The 19545-nt window shown below is 68.7% G+C and carries 16 protein-coding genes, 1 rRNA gene, 1 pseudogene and 1 riboswitch; of the genes and pseudogenes, 13 read left to right on the top strand and 5 right to left on the bottom strand.

Features of this window, described 5'->3' with window-relative positions:
• From rrf to ACIBAG_RS39570, 11 genes and pseudogenes are all read left to right on the top strand, one after another.
• Positions 1 to 87: ribosomal RNA gene (rrf, locus tag ACIBAG_RS39620) — 5S ribosomal RNA — on the top strand; the annotation flags it as partial.
• A 109-nt stretch (positions 88 to 196) separates the two neighbouring features.
• Positions 197 to 805 carry a CDP-alcohol phosphatidyltransferase family protein gene (locus tag ACIBAG_RS39615; protein WP_399112221.1) on the top strand — a complete coding sequence of 203 codons (609 nt, stop codon included), beginning with the start codon at positions 197 to 199 and terminating at the stop codon, positions 803 to 805.
• A gap of 115 nt (positions 806 to 920) precedes the next feature.
• The gene (locus ACIBAG_RS39610) at positions 921 to 3416 is read left to right on the top strand and encodes a sugar phosphate nucleotidyltransferase (protein WP_399112219.1); all 2496 of its coding nucleotides are present in this window, start codon (positions 921 to 923) and stop codon (positions 3414 to 3416) included.
• 102 nt (positions 3417 to 3518) lie between these two features.
• Complete coding sequence (locus ACIBAG_RS39605; protein WP_399112217.1) at positions 3519 to 4430, top strand: DUF881 domain-containing protein; 912 nt, start codon at positions 3519 to 3521, stop codon at positions 4428 to 4430.
• On the top strand, positions 4427 to 4759 hold the full coding sequence (locus ACIBAG_RS39600; protein ID WP_003988855.1) for a small basic family protein: 333 nt from the start codon (positions 4427 to 4429) through the stop codon (positions 4757 to 4759). The genes ACIBAG_RS39605 and ACIBAG_RS39600 overlap by 4 nt, the downstream gene beginning before the upstream one ends.
• A gap of 5 nt (positions 4760 to 4764) precedes the next feature.
• Positions 4765 to 5598, top strand: coding sequence for a DUF881 domain-containing protein (locus ACIBAG_RS39595; protein WP_399112215.1), 834 nt, complete (start codon positions 4765 to 4767; stop codon positions 5596 to 5598).
• Positions 5599 to 5659: 61 nt separating this feature from the next.
• A complete protein-coding gene (locus ACIBAG_RS39590) occupies positions 5660 to 6565 on the top strand; it encodes an FHA domain-containing protein (protein ID WP_399112213.1) in 906 nt (301 codons plus the stop codon).
• 41 nt (positions 6566 to 6606) lie between these two features.
• Positions 6607 to 7344, top strand: coding sequence for a MerR family transcriptional regulator (locus ACIBAG_RS39585; protein ID WP_399112211.1), 738 nt, complete (start codon positions 6607 to 6609; stop codon positions 7342 to 7344).
• Between the two features lie 86 nt (positions 7345 to 7430).
• Positions 7431 to 7904 (top strand): bifunctional nuclease family protein, encoded by a 474-nt coding sequence (locus tag ACIBAG_RS39580; protein ID WP_004002801.1) that lies wholly within the window; start codon positions 7431 to 7433, stop codon positions 7902 to 7904.
• Between the two features lie 263 nt (positions 7905 to 8167).
• Positions 8168 to 8869 (top strand): MerR family transcriptional regulator, encoded by a 702-nt coding sequence (locus ACIBAG_RS39575; protein ID WP_399112209.1) that lies wholly within the window; start codon positions 8168 to 8170, stop codon positions 8867 to 8869.
• A 264-nt stretch (positions 8870 to 9133) separates the two neighbouring features.
• Positions 9134 to 10581: pseudogene (locus tag ACIBAG_RS39570) on the top strand (DNA polymerase IV); the annotation flags it as partial.
• A gap of 641 nt (positions 10582 to 11222) precedes the next feature.
• On the opposite strand, the gene ACIBAG_RS39565 reads toward ACIBAG_RS39570, so the two are convergent.
• Positions 11223 to 11594: a PRC-barrel domain-containing protein gene (locus ACIBAG_RS39565; protein ID WP_399112207.1), complete on the bottom strand. Its 372-nt coding sequence runs from the start codon at positions 11592 to 11594 to the stop codon at positions 11223 to 11225.
• Between the two features lie 114 nt (positions 11595 to 11708).
• Positions 11709 to 11804: riboswitch (glycine riboswitch) on the top strand.
• A 176-nt stretch (positions 11805 to 11980) separates the two neighbouring features.
• Here ACIBAG_RS39565 and gcvP point away from each other — a divergent pair.
• A complete protein-coding gene (gcvP, locus tag ACIBAG_RS39560; protein WP_399112205.1) occupies positions 11981 to 14866 on the top strand; it encodes an aminomethyl-transferring glycine dehydrogenase in 2886 nt (961 codons plus the stop codon).
• Positions 14867 to 14982: 116 nt separating this feature from the next.
• On the opposite strand, the gene ACIBAG_RS39555 is transcribed toward gcvP, so the two are convergent.
• Positions 14983 to 15402: a molybdopterin-binding protein gene (locus ACIBAG_RS39555; RefSeq protein WP_399112203.1), complete on the bottom strand. Its 420-nt coding sequence runs from the start codon at positions 15400 to 15402 to the stop codon at positions 14983 to 14985.
• Between the two features lie 78 nt (positions 15403 to 15480).
• Positions 15481 to 15876: a molybdopterin-binding protein gene (locus tag ACIBAG_RS39550; RefSeq protein ID WP_399112201.1), complete on the bottom strand. Its 396-nt coding sequence runs from the start codon at positions 15874 to 15876 to the stop codon at positions 15481 to 15483.
• Between the two features lie 109 nt (positions 15877 to 15985).
• Between ACIBAG_RS39550 and ACIBAG_RS39545 the strand changes: the two genes are divergently transcribed.
• Positions 15986 to 16570, top strand: a complete 585-nt coding sequence (locus ACIBAG_RS39545; RefSeq protein WP_399112199.1) for a DUF1707 domain-containing protein — start codon at positions 15986 to 15988, stop codon at positions 16568 to 16570.
• On the opposite strand, the gene ACIBAG_RS39540 is transcribed toward ACIBAG_RS39545, so the two are convergent.
• Together ACIBAG_RS39540 and ACIBAG_RS39535 are read right to left on the bottom strand one after the other, a co-directional pair.
• Complete coding sequence (locus ACIBAG_RS39540; protein WP_399112197.1) at positions 16548 to 17069, bottom strand: hypothetical protein; 522 nt, start codon at positions 17067 to 17069, stop codon at positions 16548 to 16550. The genes ACIBAG_RS39545 and ACIBAG_RS39540 overlap by 23 nt on opposite strands.
• A gap of 102 nt (positions 17070 to 17171) precedes the next feature.
• Entirely contained in the window at positions 17172 to 19127 is a 1956-nt protein-coding gene (locus tag ACIBAG_RS39535; protein ID WP_399112196.1) for an amino acid transporter, read from the bottom strand.
• Positions 19128 to 19545: the final 418 nt, after the last annotated feature.

The raw sequence follows: 19545 nt of genomic DNA, 5'->3' as shown, positions 1-19545 counted from the left end.
GGTTACATTCCGAACCCGGAAGCTAAGCCTTACAGCGCCGATGGTACTGCAGGGGGGACCCTGTGGGAGAGTAGGACGCCGCCGAACTCCTTTTACAGCTCTGACTCTTGGGCATACAGCCCGAGAGTCAGAGCTTTTTTGTGTTGAGGTAGGGTCAGGGAGCATCGTAGGTACGTTTCCCGCAGGAGGCCCCCGGGTGGAGGTCCAGGAGACCCGTGTCCAGACAGACCGGGTCCTCACCATCCCCAACATCCTCAGCATGGCGCGGCTCATTGGCGTGCCGCTGTTCCTGTGGCTGATTCTCCGGCCCGAGTTCGGCGGGCCCAAGAGCGACGGCTGGGCGCTTCTGGTGCTGGCTCTGAGCGGCATCAGCGACTACCTGGACGGCAAGCTCGCGCGACGCTGGAACCAGATCAGCAGTCTCGGCCGGCTGCTCGACCCCGCGGCCGACCGGCTCTACATTCTCTCGACTCTCGTCGGTCTCACCTGGCGCGAGATTCTGCCCATCTGGTTGACCGCTGTACTTTTGGCGCGAGAGCTGGTTCTGCTGGTGATGGTGGGCATCCTCAGGCGTCATGGCTATCCGCCACCGCAGGTGAACTTCCTCGGGAAGGCAGCCACGTTCAACCTGATGTATGCCTTCCCGTTGTTGCTGCTCAGCGACGGAAGTGGATGGATCCCGTCACTCGCTGCTATTTTCGGATGGGCGTTCGCCGGATGGGGTACAACGCTGTACTGGTGGGCAGGAGTCCTCTACGTGGTACAAGTCCGCCGCCTGGTTCGTGCGGACGCCATGGCCGATTGAACCTGCCGATTGAAACGGGCGTAGCGGCTCGATGGCCCGCGGCGGAAAAGTGCGGGACAATCTGGACGGGTGAAGTCGGCTAGACCGTCGTCTCTTCGAGGAGGACGCTTCCGACATGAAGGCCGTCGTGATGGCCGGGGGCGAAGGCACACGCCTGCGCCCCATGACCTCAAGCATGCCCAAGCCGCTCCTGCCGGTGGCCAACCGGCCGATCATGGAGCACGTTCTGCGGCTGCTCAAAAGGCATGGGCTGACCGAGACCGTCGTGACCGTTCAGTTCCTGGCCTCGCTGGTCAAGAACTACTTCGGTGACGGTGAAGAGCTCGGAATGGAGCTCAGCTATGCCAATGAGGAGAAGCCACTCGGTACCGCCGGAAGCGTCAAGAACGCCGAAGAGGCGTTGAAGGACGATGCTTTCCTCGTCATCTCCGGTGATGCCCTGACCGACTTCGACCTCACCGAGCTGATCAATTTCCACAAGGAAAAGGGTGCGCTGGTCACCGTCTGTCTGACTCGCGTGCCCAATCCGCTGGAATTCGGCATCACCATTGTCGATGAGCAGGGTCGGGTCGAGCGCTTCCTCGAGAAGCCGACCTGGGGTCAGGTCTTCTCGGACACCGTGAACACCGGCATCTACGTCATGGAGCCCGAGGTCTTCGACTATGTCGAGCCCGGTGTGCCCGTGGACTGGTCAGGCGATGTCTTCCCGCAGTTGATGAAGGAGGGCAAGCCGGTCTATGGGTATGTCGCGGAAGGGTACTGGGAGGATGTCGGCACCCACGAGAGCTACGTGAAGGCGCAGGCCGACGTCCTGGAGGGCAAGGTCGACGTCGAGATCGACGGTTTCGAGATCTCTCCGGGTGTATGGGTCGCGGAAGGCGCTGAGGTGCATCCCGATGCCGTTCTCCGCGGACCCCTGTACATCGGGGACTACGCAAAGGTCGAGGCCGGCGCGGAAATCCGGGAGCACACCGTCGTCGGCTCGAACGTCGTCGTGAAGAGCGGAGCTTTTCTGCACAAGGCCGTTGTCCATGACAACGTCTACGTCGGGCAGCACAGCAATCTGCGCGGCTGTGTCGTCGGGAAGAACACCGACATCATGCGCGCCGCCCGGATCGAGGACGGCGCGGTCATCGGAGACGAGTGCCTGATCGGTGAGGAATCGATCGTTCAGGGCAACGTGCGTGTCTATCCGTTCAAGACCATCGAGGCCGGCGCCTTTGTCAACACCTCGGTGATCTGGGAGTCCCGGGGCCAGGCTCACCTCTTCGGCGCCCGTGGTGTCTCCGGAATTCTGAACGTCGAGATCACACCCGAGCTCGCCGTGCGTCTCGCCGGTGCCTATGCGACGACGCTGAAGAAGGGGTCCACCGTCACGACGGCCCGCGACCACTCGCGTGGTGCCCGGGCGCTGAAGCGGGCGGTGATCTCCGCGCTGCAGGCCAGCGCCATTGACGTACGAGACCTGGAGAACGTACCGCTGCCCGTGGCGCGGCAGCAGACCGCGCGGGGCAGTGCCGGCGGGATCATGATCCGGACGACGCCCGGAGTGCCGGATTCCGTGGACATCATGTTCTTCGACGGGCAGGGTGCCGACCTCTCGCAGGCCAGCCAGCGGAAGCTGGACCGGGTCTTCGCGCGCCAGGAGTACCGGCGAGCTTTCCCTGGAGAGATCGGGGACCTGCACTTCCCTGCCAGCGTCTTCGACTCGTACACCGGGTCGCTGCTGCGGAACGTCGATACGACCGGCATCTCGGAGTCGGGGCTGAAGGTCGTCGTCGACGCGTCGAACGGCAGTGCCGGGCTGGTGCTGCCGAGTCTGCTCGGCAAGCTCGGTGTGGACTCGCTGACCATCAATCCCGGTCTCGACGAGTCCAGGCCCACGGAGTCGGCGGATGCGCGGCGGTCGGGGCTGGTGCGGCTGGGAGAGATCGTGGCGTCCGCTCGGGCCGCGTTCGGGGTGCGGTTCGACCCGGTCGGTGAGCGGCTGTCCCTGGTCGACGAGAAGGGGAGGATCGTAGAGGACGACCGGGCCCTGCTCGTGATGCTCGACCTCGTCGCGGCCGAACGGCGCAGCGGGCGGGTGGCGCTGCCGGTGACCACCACGCGGATCGCCGAGCAGGTGGCGGCGTATCACGGGACCCAGGTGGAGTGGACGACCACCTCGCCGGACGATCTGACCCGGGTAGGCCGCGATGACACGACGATCTTCGGTGGTGACGGGAAGGGCGGATTCATCGTCCCGGAGTTCAGCAGTGTCTTCGACGGTACGGCGGCCTTCGTACGGCTGATCGGACTGGTGGCGCGTACGCAGCTCACGCTCAGCCAGATCGATGCGCGGATTCCGCGGGCGCACGTCATCAAGCGGGATCTCGCGACTCCCTGGGCCGTCAAGGGGCTGGTCATGCGGCGGGTCGTCGAGGCGGCCGGAGATCGCTTTGTCGACACCACTGACGGTGTGCGGGTCGTGGAGACCGACGGGCGCTGGGTGATGGTGCTGCCGGACCCGGCCGAGGCGGTCACCCATCTGTGGGCAGAAGGGCCGGATGACGCGTCTGCGCAGGCCTTGCTGGACGAGTGGTCGGCTGTCGTGGACAGCGCAGGCCGCTGACGCAAGCAGCACGCGCGCGTGCCGGACAGGTTTCCCTTGTAAGGGGGCCTGTCCGGCACGCCCGGTGGGGCCATTCGGAGGTAGCGGTCGCGACGTGCGACGATGTGCGGCATGCCGCAGCCCCCCGTTCGGAGCACACCTACGCCCCCCTCGCGCCCGGACGCGTCCATGTCGCTGCTCACCAACGTCATGGATCACAGCCTGGACGACGGCTACGCCGAGGCCGCCGCACGGAAGAAGGCCGCGGGTGAGGGTGGCCTGCCCAAGACCCTGAGGGCGAAGCTGGGGCTCGCCGCCGGTCTGGTGCTCGCGGCGCTCGTGGTGACCGTGGGAGCGGCACAGGCGCGGGTCGCGGCGCCGGTCGTGGCCAAGGAGCGCGAGGAACTCATCGACCGGATCGGGCGTGAGACCTCGGCGGCGGACAAGCTGGAGGAGTCCGTCGACAAGCTGCGCGACGACGTGAGCGCGCGGCAGCGCGAGGCGCTGAGGGCGACCGGCGACAGTGACCAGGCGGAGCTGGTGGGCATCCTGGCGGGTGCCGTGGAGGTGCACGGGCCAGGAGTCAAGCTGGTCGTGAACGACGCCAAGGAGGCCTCCTCGGGCGGCGACGGTGACCCTCGCGGGACGTCCGGGTTCTCCGACACCGGGCGGGTGCGCGACCGCGACATGCAACGGGTGGTCAACGGGCTGTGGGAATCGGGCGCCGAGGCGATCTCCATCAACGGACAGCGGCTGACGGCCCTGTCGGCGATCAGGGCCGCCGGTGACGCGATACTGGTCGACAACAAGCCGCTGGTTCCGCCGTACACGGTGCTCGCGGTGGGGGACGGAGAGCGGCTCAGCACCAGGTTCCAGGACAGCGCCGACGGGCTCTACCTGCACGCCCTGCAGGAGAACTTCGGGATCAGGACCAGCATTTCCGCGCAGGACGATCTCCGGCTGCCCGCCGCACCGAGCGTGACCGTACGTACAGCACAGCCGAACACCGAGAAAACCGAGAAGGGCACATCGTGATCGCCGTACTGGGCCTCGTCGTGGGAGTCGTGGCCGGCCTCTTGGTCCGGCCTGAGGTTCCGGCGGTGGTCGAGCCTTATCTGCCGATCGCCGTCGTGGCGGCTCTGGACGCCGTCTTCGGGGGTCTGCGCGCCATGCTCGACGGCATCTTCGACGACAAGGTCTTCGTCGTGTCGTTTCTGTCCAACGTGGTCGTGGCCGCGCTGATCGTGTTCCTGGGCGACAAGTTGGGTGTGGGCGCCCAGCTGTCCACGGGTGTCGTCGTCGTGCTCGGCATCCGGATCTTCTCCAATGCCGCGGCGATTCGCCGGCACGTGTTCCGGGCGTGAGGCCGATGAGCAACCACGACGAGACGCCCGAGAACAGGCTGCGCAAGGAGCTGCCCCAAGAGGTGCCGGCCGGTCCCGCCGAGCCGGTGGAGGCTTCCGATGCGCAGCGGACCGAGCTGACCGGGCGGCAGAGGCTGGTGCAGGGGCTGTGGCCGCCGAGGGTCAGTCGGGCCCAACTCATCGTCGCTCTGCTGTTGTTCGGCCTCGGCTTCGGGCTGGCCGTCCAGGTCGCGTCGAACAGCGACGGTGACAGCGCCCTGCGTGGGGCACGTCAGGAAGATCTCGTTCGCATTCTCGATGAACTGGATGACCGTACTCAGCGTCTTGAGGACGAGAAGCAAGGTCTCGAGAAGCAGCGCGACGAGCTGGAGAACAGCTCGAACCAGGCCGAGGAGGCCCGCAGGCAGACGGTCGAGAAGGAGAGGCAACTCGGCATTCTGGCGGGCACGGTGGCCGCGCAGGGGCCTGGCATCACGATGACCATCGACGACACGAAGGGGACGGTCGAGGCGGACATGCTGCTCGACGCGATCCAGGAGCTGCGCGCGGCCGGCGCGGAGGCGATCCAGGTGAACGGCGTACGCGTAGTCGCCGGCACGTATCTGACGGATTCCGGGAACAGCGTGGGCGTCGACGGGAACAAGATCAACGCTCCCTTTCGTTTCAAGGTCATCGGCAAGCCGCAGGACCTCGAACCGGCGCTCAACATCCCTGGAGGCGTGGTGCAGACTCTCGAGAAGGAGCAGGCCACCGTGACCATCGAGCGGTCGGACAAGATCGTCGTGGACGCCTTGCGAGCGGCGAAGCGGCCTGACTACGCTCGGTCGTCCTCGCAGTGAACCGGCGGTGCATGGGGGACGTCCGGCGAGGGCATGAGGTTGCGGGGGGTCGGCGCACCGAATGGGTGGTGCGTGGTGGAAACTGTCTGGTGGAGACGGACGTTGTCAGGATGTCCGGGTCGGCCAGAGTGTTGAGTCAGGGTTCGTCCTGCCCCACGGGCGGGTCTGTTTCGGTCAAGGGGAATCGCCCGTGAAGTTGTTTGCGAAGTTGTTCGGCAAGAGCGCGCGAGAGGGCAGCGACAACGCGACCGCTCGTCATCGCGCACAGGGGGACGATGAGGGCCAGCGCCCGCTGTTCAGGGATCAGGTGCCTGGTCCGGGCGGTGACATTTCCGGAGGTCAGGGCGCGCCGTCAGTTGACCCTGGCCAGTCCGGCGGCATAGGTTTCGGGCAACCGTCAACCTCAAGTACGGGTGGAGGGTTTTCCCCGATGTCGGCCCTGGTGTGTACGAGGTGCGGTAACCGCAACGCGGAGAACAGCCGCTTCTGTTCCAACTGTGGTGCGCCGCTGCGGGCCGGTGCGGCGGCCGAGCGCCCGTCCGAGACGACCTCCACGATCTCCATCTCCGGTCTTGAGGCGTACGACGCCGAGGCCACCGGCCAGACGCCGATCCCGGCGCTGTCTCCCGAGGCCCAGGCGGCCGTCGACGCGCTGCCGCTGGGCTCCGCGTTGCTGGTGGTGCGTCGGGGGCCGAACTCCGGCAGCCGCTTCCTCCTGGACGGTGACCTGACCACCGCCGGGCGGCACCCGCAGAGCGACATCTTCCTGGACGACGTGACGGTCTCGCGTCGGCACGTGGAGTTCCGTCGCGCCCAGGACGGCTCGTTCACCGTGGCCGACGTCGGCAGCCTGAACGGCACGTACGTCAACCGTGAGCGGATTGACCAGGTCGCTCTGAACAACGGTGACGAGGTGCAGATCGGCAAGTACCGGCTGGTCTTCTACGCGAGCCAGCGGGGCTACTGACCCTCCCCCGGAGTCCATCCGGGGAAACCCAGGGAAGGTCCATGCTGAAAACACCGAGCGGCGGTGCCCGGCCCGGCGCCGCCGCCACGGCCGGTCGGCTGATGAGCATCGGCACGGTCCTGAACGTGCTGCGTGACGAGTTCCCTGACATCACCATCTCCAAGATCCGCTTTCTGGAGTCGGAGGGGCTCGTCGAGCCGCAGCGAACGCCGTCGGGGTACCGCAAGTTCAGTGCGCAGGACGTGGAGCGGCTCGGTCATGTCCTGCGGATGCAGCGGGACCACTATCTGCCGCTCAAGGTGATCCGCGAGCACCTGGACGCCATGGAGCGCGGTGAGGCCGCGCCGCTGCCCGCCCTGTGCCGTCAGCGGGACAACGAAGCCGTACTGGAGCCCGTCGAGGGACCCACGGCGGCCCGGATAGGGCGGGCGGAGTTGCTCGTGGCCGCCGGGATCGGTGAGCGCGAGCTCGAGGAGTGGGAGTCGTACGGCCTGATCGCTCCGCTGCCGGACGGGGCGTACGACGCCGAGGCGGTCACCGTGGCCTCACTCGTCACCGAGCTGGGGCGGTTCGGGATCGAGCCGAGGCATCTGCGGGTGATGAAGGCTGCGGCCGACCGTGAGGCCGGGCTCGTGGACCAGGTCGTGGCACCGCTCAGGCGGCACCGCAACCCGCAGACCAGGGCACACGCCGAAGCCCGTGCCAAGGAACTGGCGGGGCTCACGGTGAAGCTGCACGCCGCGCTGGTGCAGACCGCTCTCGGGGTACGGCTGCCCTGAGCGGGAGAGGCCCGGGGAAGGCCGGATCGGCCACCCGTTCTCGGCCCGACTACCCAAACGTCCCGAGCACGGCCTAGGGTTGCTGTGTGAACGAGCTCGATGTCGTAGGTGTCCGGGTGGAAATGCCCTCCAACCAACCGATCGTGCTCCTGCGCGAAGTGGGAGGCGACCGCTACCTCCCCATCTGGATCGGGCCGGGGGAGGCGACAGCGATCGCCTTCGCCCAGCAGGGCATGGCCCCCGCGCGACCGCTGACCCACGACCTGTTCAAGGACGTGCTGGAGGCCGTCGGCCAGGAGCTCACCGAAGTACGCATCACGGATCTGCGTGAGGGCGTCTTCTACGCCGAGCTGGTCTTCGCCAGCGGCGTCGAGGTGAGCGCCCGCCCGTCCGATGCCATAGCGCTGGCCCTGCGCACCGGAACGCCGATCTACGGCAGCGACGGCGTGCTCGACGACGCGGGCATCGCGATCCCGGACGAGCAGGAGGACGAGGTGGAGAAGTTCCGCGAGTTCCTCGACCAGATCTCGCCCGAGGACTTCGGCACCAGCAGTCAGTGAGGCGGTGTGGGCGGCCCGGCGGGCTCGCGGTCCGTGATCGGGCGGCCTACCGCCGGTTACAGCTCAAATGCCGGCATTTGCCGACGGCGAGTGAGAGCGTCCTGAGGCCTGCGCCGAGCGCATTCGGCTAGCCTTTCCCCGCGGTGGGGTGCGGGAAACCACTCCTAGGGTGATTATCACTCGGCGTGCCGAGTGTGGCGATCGTTGACGCACCCCTGGTGACTGCCTACCGTCGAGAAGGCAGGTCAAGGACGGAGGTCGGCGTGAGAAGCAGCGGCGACGGTTCGGGTGGGGGCGCCCCCGGGCGTAGTCTCGGGGCGGGCGGATCGTACCCTCCCCCGAGTTCTCAACTTCGTTCGAGCAGGGGGTACCCCCATCCCGGCAGCCCGCTTCAGGGCAGCGCGGCCGATCACGCTCCGAAGCGACCGACGGCCGTGCCGAGCAGCGGCGGAGGGGCGGCGTCCATGGAAACCGAGCAGATCGGCTACCGCGGTCCGACGGCGTGTGCGGCCGCCGGCATCACCTACCGGCAGCTCGACTACTGGGCGCGCACCGGCCTGGTCGAGCCGAGCGTGCGGCCCGCGTACGGGTCGGGGACGCAGCGGCTGTACAGCTTCCGGGACGTCGTCGTCCTGAAGATCGTCAAGCGGTTCCTCGACACCGGTGTGTCGCTGCAGAACATCCGTACCGCCGTGCAGCACCTGCGGGAGCGCGGCTTTCGTGATCTGGAGCGCATGACGCTGATGAGCGACGGCGCGACGGTGTACGAGTGCACCTCGCCTGACGAGGTCCACGCGCTGCTCCAGGGTGGGCAGGGGATCTTCGGGATCGCCGTGGGTGTGGTGTGGCGGGACGTCGAGAGCGCCTTGTCGCAGTTGCACGGGGAGCGTATCGACACCGGGGAAACGCTGGTCGGGCACAATCCGGCGGACGAGCTGGCTCGGCGGCGTAATCGAGCGGTTTGAGGGGGTTGCCGGGCGGCCTGGTCGGACGGTCACCGAGGGGTTGGCTCGGTGGTCTGACCAGGTGGCCCGATGGGTTGGGCCGATGGGTTGGGCCGATGGGTTGTACCGGCGGTGTGGTCGGCTGGTCTGTGCGGTCCGAGCGGCCGTCGTCCGGGGCTTGGGAGCTGCCGGGCGGGATGGGGCCCGTGGTCGATCCGGCCGGTGGTCGACTGGCTGGGCCTTTGCGGCGGGGGATTGTCAGTGGCGTGAGGCAGCATCGGAGATGTGAGAAACGCGCCCACGATCCTGCATCTCGACATGGATGCCTTCTACGCCTCGGTGGAGCAGGCATCCAAGCCGAGCCTGCGCGGGAAAGCCGTGATCGTGGGCGGGCTCGGGCCGCGTGGAGTCGTCGCCACCGCGTCCTATGAGGCCCGGGTCTTCGGCGTCCACTCCGCGATGCCGATGGCTCAGGCGCGTCGGCTGGCGCCGAATGCCGCTTATCTCGTGCCGCGGTTCGGGATCTACCGCGAGATCAGCGACCAGGTCATGGGGCTGCTGCGGGAGCTGTCGCCGCTGGTGGAGCCGCTCAGTCTGGACGAGGCGTTCGTGGATCTGGAGGCCGCGGGAGCGGCGTGGGACGAGCAGTCGGCGCGGCTGGTGGGGACGAAGCTGCGTGCCGACATACGGGCGGCCACCGGGCTTGCGGGGTCCGTGGGGCTGGCCGCGTCCAAGATGCTGGCGAAGATCGCCTCGGAGGAGGCCAAGCCCGATGGGCTGGTGTTGATCGAGCCGGGGACCGAGAGGGCGTTGCTCGGGCCGATGTCCGTGCGGACGTTGCCGGGGGTGGGGCCGGCCACGGGGGATCATCTGCGGCGGGCCGGGATCCACACGGTCGACGAGATCGCGGAGGCGGGGGAGGACGAGCTCGTGCGGCTGCTCGGCAAGGCGCATGGGCACGCCCTGTACGCCATGGCGCTGGCGCACGACGAGCGGCCCGTGGTGGCCGAACGGGAGGCCAAGTCGGTGTCGGTCGAGGACACGTACGACGTGGACATTCATGACCGGGTCCGGGTGGGGCTGGAGGTGCAGCGGCTGGCCGACCGTTGTGTGCGGCGGTTGCGGGGGGCCGGGTTGTCCGGGCGGACGATCGTGCTGAAGGTGCGGCGGTACGACTTCTCCACCCTGACGCGGTCCGAGACGCTGCGTGGGCCTACGGATGATCCGGCGGTGGTGCGGGAGGCTGCGGCGCGGTTGCTGGAGGCCGTGGACACGACGGGGGGTGTACGGCTGCTGGGGGTCGGGGTGAGCGGCTTGGCCGACTACACGCAGGAGGATCTGTTCGCGCAGGCGGCGGGGGAGCGGGTCGAGCAGAGCGAGGAGGAGGGGGATCGGGAGGAGCGCGAGGAGGAGCGGGACGTTGTGCCCGTCGAGCGGCGGTGGGTTGCGGGGCACGATGTGCGGCACGTCGAGTACGGGCATGGGTGGGTGCAGGGGAGTGGGCTGGGGCGGGTGACTGTGCGGTTCGAGACGCCTGGGTCGGAGCCGGGGCGGGTGCGGACGTTTCGGGTTGATGATCCGGGGTTGGCGGCGGCGGATCCGTTGCCGTTGGTGGCGGGGAGAGCGGGGGGTGCGGGGGCGGGGGAGGCGGCGGGGGTGGAGGGGGAGAGCTCGGAGGTAGCGCCGCGTGTGATGCCGGGCGGGTAGGGGGTGCGGCTGGCTCACGGCGTGAACCGTTCGGGCGTGGAGCGCGTTCGGGCGTGGAGCGTCTGGTGGCTTGGCTGCGTTCCCGGGGTTGTGGTTGCGGTAGGAGTGGGTCGCGCGACCCGGCGCTTGCGGGGTGCCGCCTGCGCCCACCCGTGCCGCCCCAGCGGCACGACTGCCCGCAGGCTGGGTGGGCTGGGTGCTCGCGGGCTGGGTGGGTTGGGAGGGCTGGGGTGCCCGCAGGCTGGGTGAGCCCGGGTGCGCAGGCTTGGTGGACTGGGTGCCTGCGGCTGTGTGGGCGTGGGTGCGGGAGGCTGCGTGGGGTGGTTGCCGGCGGGCTGTGGGCGCCGGTGGGCAGGCTGGGTGGGCTGGGCGCGTGCATGCGGCTGCGCGGGCATGGGAGCGGCAGGCTGGGTGGGTTGGGTGCCGCGGGCTGTGAGCGGCCGCGCCAGCCGCGCCGGTCTGGGTCCGCAGGGTTCGTGGGCTGGGTGCCTGCGGCTGCGCTGGGATTTGCACGCTGGGTGGGGTGGGTGCTCGCAGGTTGTGTGGGCGTGCGGGGCTGCAGGTTGGGTGGGGTGGGTGCTCGCCAGGCTGGGTGGGGGCGGGTCCGCGAGGTGTGTGGGTGTGTGGGATGGCTGGCTGGTGGGTGTGCGGGCGCCTGGCTGGTGGGTCAGGTGTCCTCTCTGCCTGCCAAGTTGCCGAAGTCTCGGTCCGGGATGGGGGGTGGAGCGGCCACGTCGAGGCCGTAGTGGTGGTAGAGCTGGAGTTCCTGTTCGGGGGAGAGGTGGCGGCCTACGCCGAAGTCGGGGGCGTCCTTGATCAGGGCGCGGTCGAAGGGGACGTGGAGGGTGCCCTCTACGAGTTCGCTGGGCTCCAGGGGGACGAAGGCGTCCCGGGAGAACAGGCCGGTGCGTATCGCAGCCCATTCCGGCACTCCGGTGGCGTCGTCGAGATAGACCTCGTCGATGGTGCCGATCTTGGTGCCGTTGCGGTCGAAGGCCTTGCGGCCGATCAGGTTGCGCGGATCGATGTCGGTCTGCACGGGCCCTCCACTTGGTCGCAACTCATCCGTAAGCACTACGAAAAGGCACATTGGTGAGTGCGGCCACTCGAAGGTCCGTGCGTTGACCTCGCTGGTAGGCTTGCTAGCGGCTGCTGACCCCGTGCGGGAGAGTCCTCCGGACACCATCGGAGGCGCCGAAGGAGCAAATCCTCCCCGGAATCTCTCAGGCACACGTACCGCACGGACGAGGTCACTCTGGAAAGCAGGGCGGGTGTCGACGGCTTCCGCTCTCACCGACGGTGAAAGCCGGGAGCCTTTGGGTGACCCGGTGAAGCTCTCAGGTTGAGATGACAGAGGGGGAGGCCGTCCGGGTACCCGTGCCGTGGTGCCCCTCGAAGGTCGCGTCAGACCAGGAGGCCTCCGCAATGACCGCCCATCGCATTCCGCTCTCCGAGCTCGAACAAGGGATTCCCTTCGAGCAGCGTCATATCGGTCCCGACCATGAGGCCCGGGCCAAGATGCTCGCCCAGGTCGGGTACGGCTCGCTCGACGAGCTGACCGCCGCGGCGGTGCCGGATGTGATCAAGAACGCCGACTCGCTCGATCTGCCCGGGGCGCGCACCGAGGCCGAGGTGCTGGCCGAGCTGCGGTCGCTCGCCGATCGCAACGAGGTGCTGGCCTCGATGATCGGGCTCGGGTACTACGGCACCTTCACGCCGCCGGTCATCCTGCGGAATGTCATGGAGAACCCTGCCTGGTACACCGCGTACACGCCGTACCAGCCCGAGATCTCGCAGGGGCGGCTCGAGGCCCTGCTGAACTTCCAGACGATGGTCGCCGAGCTCACCGGGCTGCCGACCTCCGGTGCCTCGCTGCTCGACGAGGGGACGGCGGCTGCCGAGGCCATGGCCCTGTCCCGGCGTATGGGCAGGAACAAGAAGGGGCTGTTCCTGGTCGACGCGGATGTGCTTCCGCAGACCATCGCCGTGATCGAGACCCGTGCCGAGCCGACCGGTGTGGAGGTCGTCGTCGCCGACCTCAGTGGCGGGATTCCGGCCGACGTCGCCGCGCGTGAGATCAACGGCGTGCTCCTGCAGTACCCGGGCGCCTCCGGTGTTGTACGGGACATCAAGCCGGTCATCGACCAGGCTCACGAGCTCGGTGCGCTCGTCACCGTCGCCGCCGATCTGCTCGCGCTCACGCTGCTGAAGTCGCCCGGTGAGCTCGGGGCGGACATCGCGGTCGGGACGACGCAGCGGTTCGGTGTGCCGATGGGCTTCGGCGGGCCGCACGCCGGCTACATGGCCGTGCACGAGAAGTTCGCGCGCAGCCTGCCGGGGCGGCTCGTGGGCGTGTCCGTGGACGCGGACGGGAACAGGGCGTACCGGCTGGCCCTGCAGACGCGTGAGCAGCACATCCGGCGGGAGAAGGCGACCAGCAACATCTGCACCGCCCAGGTGCTGCTCGCCGTGATGGCCGGAATGTACGCCGTGTACCACGGGCCCGAGGGGCTGCAGAGCATCGCCCGGCGGACCCATCGGTACGCCGCCATCCTCGCCGCGGGGCTCACGGCGGGTGGGGCGGAGGTGGTGCACGGTGCCTTCTTCGACACCTTGACCGTGCGGGTGCCCGCGAAGGCCGCCGAGGTCGTCGCCGCCGCCCGGCAGAACGGCGTCAACTTGCGTCTCGTCGACGCCGACCACGTGTCCATCGCCTGCGACGAGACCACTACGCGGACCCAACTGACCGCCGTATGGACGGCGTTCGGGATCGAGGGGGACATCGAGGCGCTGGACGCGCAGACGGAGGAGGCGCTTCCGGGCGGGCTGCTGCGCGGCGACGAGTACCTCACGCACCCCGTTTTCCACCAGCACCGCTCCGAGACGGCGATGCTGCGCTACCTGCGCAGGCTCGCCGACCGTGACTACGCGCTCGACCGCGGCATGATTCCGCTGGGCTCCTGCACGATGAAGCTCAACGCGACCACCGAGATGGAGCCGGTCACCTGGCCCGAGTTCGGGCAGCTGCACCCCTTCGCGCCCGCGGAGCAGGCGCAGGGCTATCTGACGCTCATCCGCGAGCTGGAGGAACGTCTCGCCGAGGTCACCGGCTACGACAAGGTGTCGCTGCAGCCGAACGCCGGGTCGCAGGGTGAGCTGGCCGGGCTGCTCGCCGTACGCGGGTACCACCGGGCCAACGGCGACGAGCAGCGGGTCGTGTGCCTCATTCCGTCGTCGGCGCACGGGACCAATGCCGCGAGCGCTGTGATGGCCGGCATGAAGGTCGTCGTCGTGAAGACCGCCGAGGACGGCGAGATCGACGTCGAGGACCTGCGGGCGAAGATCCAGCAGTACCGGGACGAACTCGCGGTGCTGATGATCACGTACCCGTCGACACACGGTGTGTTCGAGGAGCACGTCGCCGACATCTGCGCGCAGGTGCACGACGCGGGCGGGCAGGTGTACGTCGACGGCGCGAACCTCAACGCCCTTGTGGGGCTTGCCAAGCCGGGGCACTTCGGCGGGGACGTGTCCCACCTGAACCTGCACAAGACCTTCTGCATTCCGCACGGCGGTGGCGGCCCGGGAGTCGGGCCCGTCGCCGTGCGCGCCCACCTGGCGCCGTATCTGCCGAACCACCCGCTGCAGCCCGCCGCCGGGCCCGAGACGGGCGTCGGCCCGATTTCGGCCGCGCCCTGGGGCTCCGCGGGGATCCTGCCGATCTCGTGGGCGTACGTCCGGCTCATGGGCGGCGAGGGGCTCAAGCGGGCCACGCAGGTGGCGGTGCTGTCCGCCAACTACGTCGCCAAGCGCCTGGAGCCGCACTACCCGGTGCTCTACACCGGACCGGGTGGGCTCGTAGCGCACGAGTGCATCATCGACCTGCGGCCGCTGACCAAGGCGACCGGAGTGAGTGTCGACGACGTGGCCAAGCGGCTCATCGACTACGGCTTCCACGCGCCGACGATGTCGTTCCCGGTGGCCGGAACGCTGATGATCGAGCCGACCGAGTCCGAGGACCTGGCCGAACTCGACCGGTTCTGCGAGGCGATGATCGCCATCCGTGCGGAGATCGAGAAGGTCGGATCGGGCGAGTGGCCCGCCGAGGACAACCCGCTGCGCAACGCCCCGCACACCGCCGGCTCGCTGGGCGGAGAGTGGAAGCACGCATACGGCCGTGAGGAGGCCGTGTTCCCGGCCGGTGTGTCGGCCGCCGACAAGTACTGGCCGCCGGTGCGCCGGATCGACCAGGCCTTCGGTGACCGCAACCTCGTGTGCTCGTGCCCGCCGCTGGATGCGTACGAGGACTGACGGTCAGCGGCTTGCGTGCCGACGTAGGTGAATGACAGACGGGCTTCGCCCGGCCGAGCTCGGCCGGGCGAAGCCCGTCGGCGTTCTCGCGGCTGTGCCTGCGTGCCGCCTGTGCCTCAGCTCGTCGTCAGTGCTACTTCCGTCGCCTTGACCAGTGCGACCACGGGCACTCCGGGGGACAGGGCGAGGTCGGTGGTGGCGTCCCTGGTGATGGCCGCCGTCAGATCGGCGCCGTCCACGGCGATCTTGACCGATGCCATCGCGCCGCCCGTGGCGAGGCCGGTGACCGTGCCGGGGAGCTGGTTACGGATGGACAGGCCCTTGACCGGGGCGGTGGCGAGGGAGATCTCCGTGGCCTTCACGAGGGCGTTCACGGGGGTGCCTTCGGCCAGGCCGAGGTCCTCGACGGCCTCCAGAGTGATCGCCGCGGTGAGGTCCTGGCCACCGGCGAGACGGATCTTGACCGTGGCCATGACCTCTCCGGGAGTGATGGCGGTGACCGTGCCGGGGAGCTGGTTGCGGATGCTCAGGCTCATGGGGGACGCCTCGCAGACGATAGGAGTTCGGGGCGGTCTGGGTTTGTGATTCCTACCGTAGTGCGCCTTTTTGTCCGGCTATGTTCGGTCGATGTGCACGTTCGTCGACTTCACGCGGGCGGTGGCCTCCATGCCCACCTCCAGGCCCAGTTCCTCGACCGCCTCGCGGGTGAGGAGCGAGACCAGCCGGTGCGGGCCTGCCTGGATCTCGACCTGGGCCGCCACGTCGCCGAGTTTGATCGCGGTGACGATGCCCGGGAAGGCGTTGCGGACCGAGGTGTACGAGGTCTCCTCCTCGCCGCTGCCGGACCTGGCGAGTTCGACCGAGAACGCGGCGAGGTCCTTGCCGTCGATGAGGCGCCGTCCGGTCTCGTCGCGGTGGGTCGCCACCCGGCCCGCGTCCGCCCAGCGGCGGGCGGTGTCGGGGCTGACGCCCAGCAGCCGTGCCGCCTGGCCGATCGTGTAGGAGTGCATGGCGGTCACGATAGGGGTGTCGGCCGGGAACCGCGGGCGGGGGGTTGGCCGTTGGGTATAACGCGATATAGCGTTAGTGTGGTCGGTGGCGTGCGAACGGGGTGAGGGTATGTCGGCGGAGCTGTCGCGTACGGGGCTGCGGGCTTCCGACCGGGACCGGGACCGTGTCGTGGATGTGCTGAACTCCGCGGCGGGGGACGGCCGGCTGACCATCGAGGAGCTGGGCGAGCGGGTCACCGCGGCTCTTACCGCCCGCACCTTGGGTGAGCTGGCCGAGTTGACGGTGGATCTGCCGCCGGCGCCGGGTGGTGCGCCGGCCAAGGACGTCGTCCGGATCGAGCAGCAGGCCGCTTCTGCCGTACGGGGCGAGGGGTGGGTCGTGCCCAAGCGGCTGGAGATCAGGTCCTCCTGGGGCGATGTGACCCTCGACTTCACGCAGGCGGTGATAGTCGACCCGACCCTGCACATCGACCTGGACATGCGCGCCGGGACCCTGAAGCTCGTCACCCGACCGGGAGTCGTGGTCGACACCGACTCGCTGGTGATCGAGTACGCCCAGCTCAAGACGCGTCCGTCCGGTGACGCCGGTGCCCCCGTCGTCCTGCGGGTCGAGATCGCCGGGCGGATGACGTACGGGCAGGTGGTGGTACGGCCGGCCCGGCGCTCGGTCTTCAGGAGATCCCGGACGCCCTGAGCACCGCCCGCGCCGTCGCGTCGTCGATCCGGTGCCGCAGCCGCTCCAGTACGTCCGTGCCTTCGAGCAGCGTTCCGCCCGCGCGTGAGCGGCGCACACCGGTGTCCAGCTCGTGCCACAGCAGCGGGTTGGTGACCAGGACGAGCGGGTCCAGGTCCAGGCGGCGGCCGTCCGTGTCGCGCAGGGTCAGGTACGCGGAAATGCCGCCGTACTGCCGGATGGACACCAGCGCGTCCGTGCGGACCGCCTGACGCCGTACGAGGCCACGGACCGCGAGCCAGCCCGGGCCCGCGGTCACCCGCTGCGGGAGCAGGATCGTGAAGATCACGGAGGTCATGACGAGCCACAGCAGAGTACGAGGCGGTGACAGCGTGTGTGCGTCCCAGTCGACCAGCAGGATCATGCCGAAGAAGGTGAAGGCGCAGCCCGAGGCGAACCGGGCGCCACCACGCCAGTGGCGGTCGCCGGTCGGGGCCGGACGCGGTCCGTTTCCCTGCACAGTGCAGACGGTAGGGGGCGAAGGCGGCGGAGTGACCGGTGCTGACAGTGCTCTGACGCCTTACGGTTCATCCTTGACGCGATTCTGATGGCCGAGGGCGTTTCAGCCGGTGTGCACCCGCGGCCTGCGCTCGCGGTCAGGCTCCGCCTCGCGCAGCACCTCGCGGGTGACCGGGGCGACCTCGCCCTGGCCGAAGAGGAAGAAGCGCAGGAAGTTGGCGAAGGGGTTGCCCTCGGTCCACTCGAAGTAGATGTGCGGAATGCAGCTGGTCGTGTCCCGGACGTGCAGGAGGAGGGCGGCAAGGGCGTTCGGGATGGAGGAGGACTCCAGGGTGAGGACACGGTAGCGGTTGTGCATGACCTCGCCGCGAACCGTCAGCCCCGCCTCGAACTCGGACGGGTCGGTGACCGTCACCTCGACGAAGACGAAGTCCTCCTGGCCCGGGATGTCGTTGTCGTTGCGGATCTGCTCGATCTTGTCGCGGTACTCGGCCTTGTCCCGCTGGTCGGGCTCGTTGGCGATGAACCGGATCTTGCGGCTGGCTATGTCCCTGACGAAGCGTTCCGCCATGTCGTCGAGCGTCACGCTGGTCACGCGGAGCTCGAAGGCGCGCAGCAGCCGGGAGAGCAGGGAGATGAGGATGATACCGGCGATGAAGCAGGCGCCGATCTTCACACCGTCGGGGCGTTCGATGACGTTCAAGACGGTCGTGTAGAGGAAGACCGCCGAGATGACGGCGAAGGCGATGAACCAGTTGCGCTGGCCGGCCTTGCGGGCCGCGATGGTCACGGCGATGGCTGCGGAGCTGATCAGGACCAGGACGCCGGTGGCGTAGGCGCCGCCCTGGGCGTCGACGTCGGCGTCGAAGATCCAGGTCACCAGGAAGGCGACCAGCGTGAAGACGATGACCATGGGGCGCACCGCGCGCGCCCAGTGCGGGGCCATGCCGTAGCGGGGCAGATACCGCGGCATCAGGTTGAGCAGTCCGGCCATGGCGGAGGCGCCGGCGAACCACAGGATGGCGATCGTCGAGACGTCGTAGACCGTGCCGAAGGCGCCACCGAGGTACTCGTGGGCGAGGAAGGCGAGCGCGCGGCCGTTGGCATCGCCGCCCGACTCGAACTCCTTCTCCGGGATCAGCAGCGTGGTGATGAAGCTCGTCGTGATCAGGAAGCAGCTCATGATCAGGGCAGCGGCGGTGAGCAGCTTCTTCGTGTCCCGGATCCGGCCCCTGGGGTTCTCCTCGGTCTCGCCCGGATCGCCCTGGACGTGCGGCATCACGGCGACGCCGGTCTCGAAACCGGAGAGACCGAGCGCGAGCTTGGGGAACACGATCAGGGCCACGCCGATCATGACGAAGACGTTTCCGTGGTCGGCGGTGAGGGCGTTGGACCAGTCGGTGATCACATGCCCCTCGGTGACGACGTGGTACAGGCCGACGGCCACGACGACGGCGTTCAGCGCGAGATAGCTCGCGACCAGGACCACCGCGACGCCGATCGCCTCCAGGAAGCCCTTGAGGAACACCGCCCCCAGCAGTGCCACCAGGATCAGGGTGATCACCATCTGCTTGTCGTGCAGGGCGCTTTCCAGGTGCGGGTTCTCGACCAGGTGGGTCGAGGCGTCCGCCGCCGACAGCGTGATGGTGATCAGGAAGTCCGTCGCCGCGAAGCCCAACAGGGTCAGGACGAAGAGCTTGCCCTTCCAGAAGGTCAGGAGCCGCTCCAGCATCGCGATCGAACCCTGGCCGTGCGGGCTCTCCTCGGCCACCCGCCGGTACACGGGCAGGGCGCCCGCCAGGGTGACGATGACGAGCACGATGGTGGCGACGGGGGACAGCAGGCCGGCCGCCAGGGCCGCGATGCCCGGCTGGTAGCCGAGGGTCGAGAAGTAGTCGACGCCGGTGAGACACATGACGCGGTACCAGGGCTGGCCCTTGTGCTCCAGCTTGGACTCGGTCCGCTCCGCCTGCCGGCCGTGGCCCTTGCCCATGTCGGACAGGCCCTCCAGCATCCAGGCGCGCAGGCGACTGGGCGGGGGATGTTCGGTCGTGGCCATCGGCGTGCTCCTGATGTGCGGGACGGCGTCGGAAGGTGAGGAACGAACGTCGTCGGATTCCGGCCATCGCGCGGACGGCGGCACCAGCGTAAGCAGAGAGTGATGCAAAGGCCTGCGGATCAGGGGGCTGCGGGCGTCAAGCTTCCGTTAAAACTGGCCAGGTCAGCGGTGATTGCGCATCAAGAGCTCAGCTCTGGGACCTGTCCGTCACGGGCCGGGCTGTATGGGGACGGGTGGGCGGGGTGGCGGAGCCGGACACTCTGCGTGACGGCCGTACGACGTCTTGGGGCCGGCCTGTGGGTTCACGTCACGTGCTGAGCCGGTCCGGACGCGCATGACGCGGCGACGGCTCGTGGCTGGACGGGAGGGCCGGCCCAACCAGCGGCCGATGCCGGTGGCCGGAAAATTGTGCCGTCGA

It is taken from the genome of Streptomyces sp. NPDC051243, assembly GCF_044455405.1.
Taxonomy (GTDB): domain Bacteria; phylum Actinomycetota; class Actinomycetes; order Streptomycetales; family Streptomycetaceae; genus Streptomyces.
Note: the sequence above shows the minus strand (reverse complement) of the source record. Positions and strands in the feature narration are given on the sequence as shown.

Bases quoted from the DNA above. Each gene is read 5' to 3' on its own strand.
- ACIBAG_RS39555 (WP_399112203.1), bottom strand. From the start codon at position 15,402: ATGAGCCTGAGCATCCGCAACCAGCTCCCCGGCACGGTCACCGCCATC.
- ACIBAG_RS39550 (WP_399112201.1), bottom strand. From the start codon at position 15,876: ATGCACTCCTACACGATCGGCCAGGCGGCACGGCTGCTGGGCGTCAGC.
- ACIBAG_RS39545 (WP_399112199.1), top strand. From the start codon at position 15,986: ATGTCGGCGGAGCTGTCGCGTACGGGGCTGCGGGCTTCCGACCGGGAC.
- ACIBAG_RS39605 (WP_399112217.1), top strand. From the start codon at position 3,519: ATGTGCGGCATGCCGCAGCCCCCCGTTCGGAGCACACCTACGCCCCCC.
- ACIBAG_RS39535 (WP_399112196.1), bottom strand. From the start codon at position 19,127: ATGGCCACGACCGAACATCCCCCGCCCAGTCGCCTGCGCGCCTGGATG.
- ACIBAG_RS39590 (WP_399112213.1), top strand. From the start codon at position 5,660: ATGGGTGGTGCGTGGTGGAAACTGTCTGGTGGAGACGGACGTTGTCAG.
- gcvP (WP_399112205.1), top strand. From the start codon at position 11,981: ATGACCGCCCATCGCATTCCGCTCTCCGAGCTCGAACAAGGGATTCCC.
- ACIBAG_RS39595 (WP_399112215.1), top strand. From the start codon at position 4,765: ATGAGCAACCACGACGAGACGCCCGAGAACAGGCTGCGCAAGGAGCTG.
- ACIBAG_RS39585 (WP_399112211.1), top strand. From the start codon at position 6,607: ATGCTGAAAACACCGAGCGGCGGTGCCCGGCCCGGCGCCGCCGCCACG.
- ACIBAG_RS39610 (WP_399112219.1), top strand. From the start codon at position 921: ATGAAGGCCGTCGTGATGGCCGGGGGCGAAGGCACACGCCTGCGCCCC.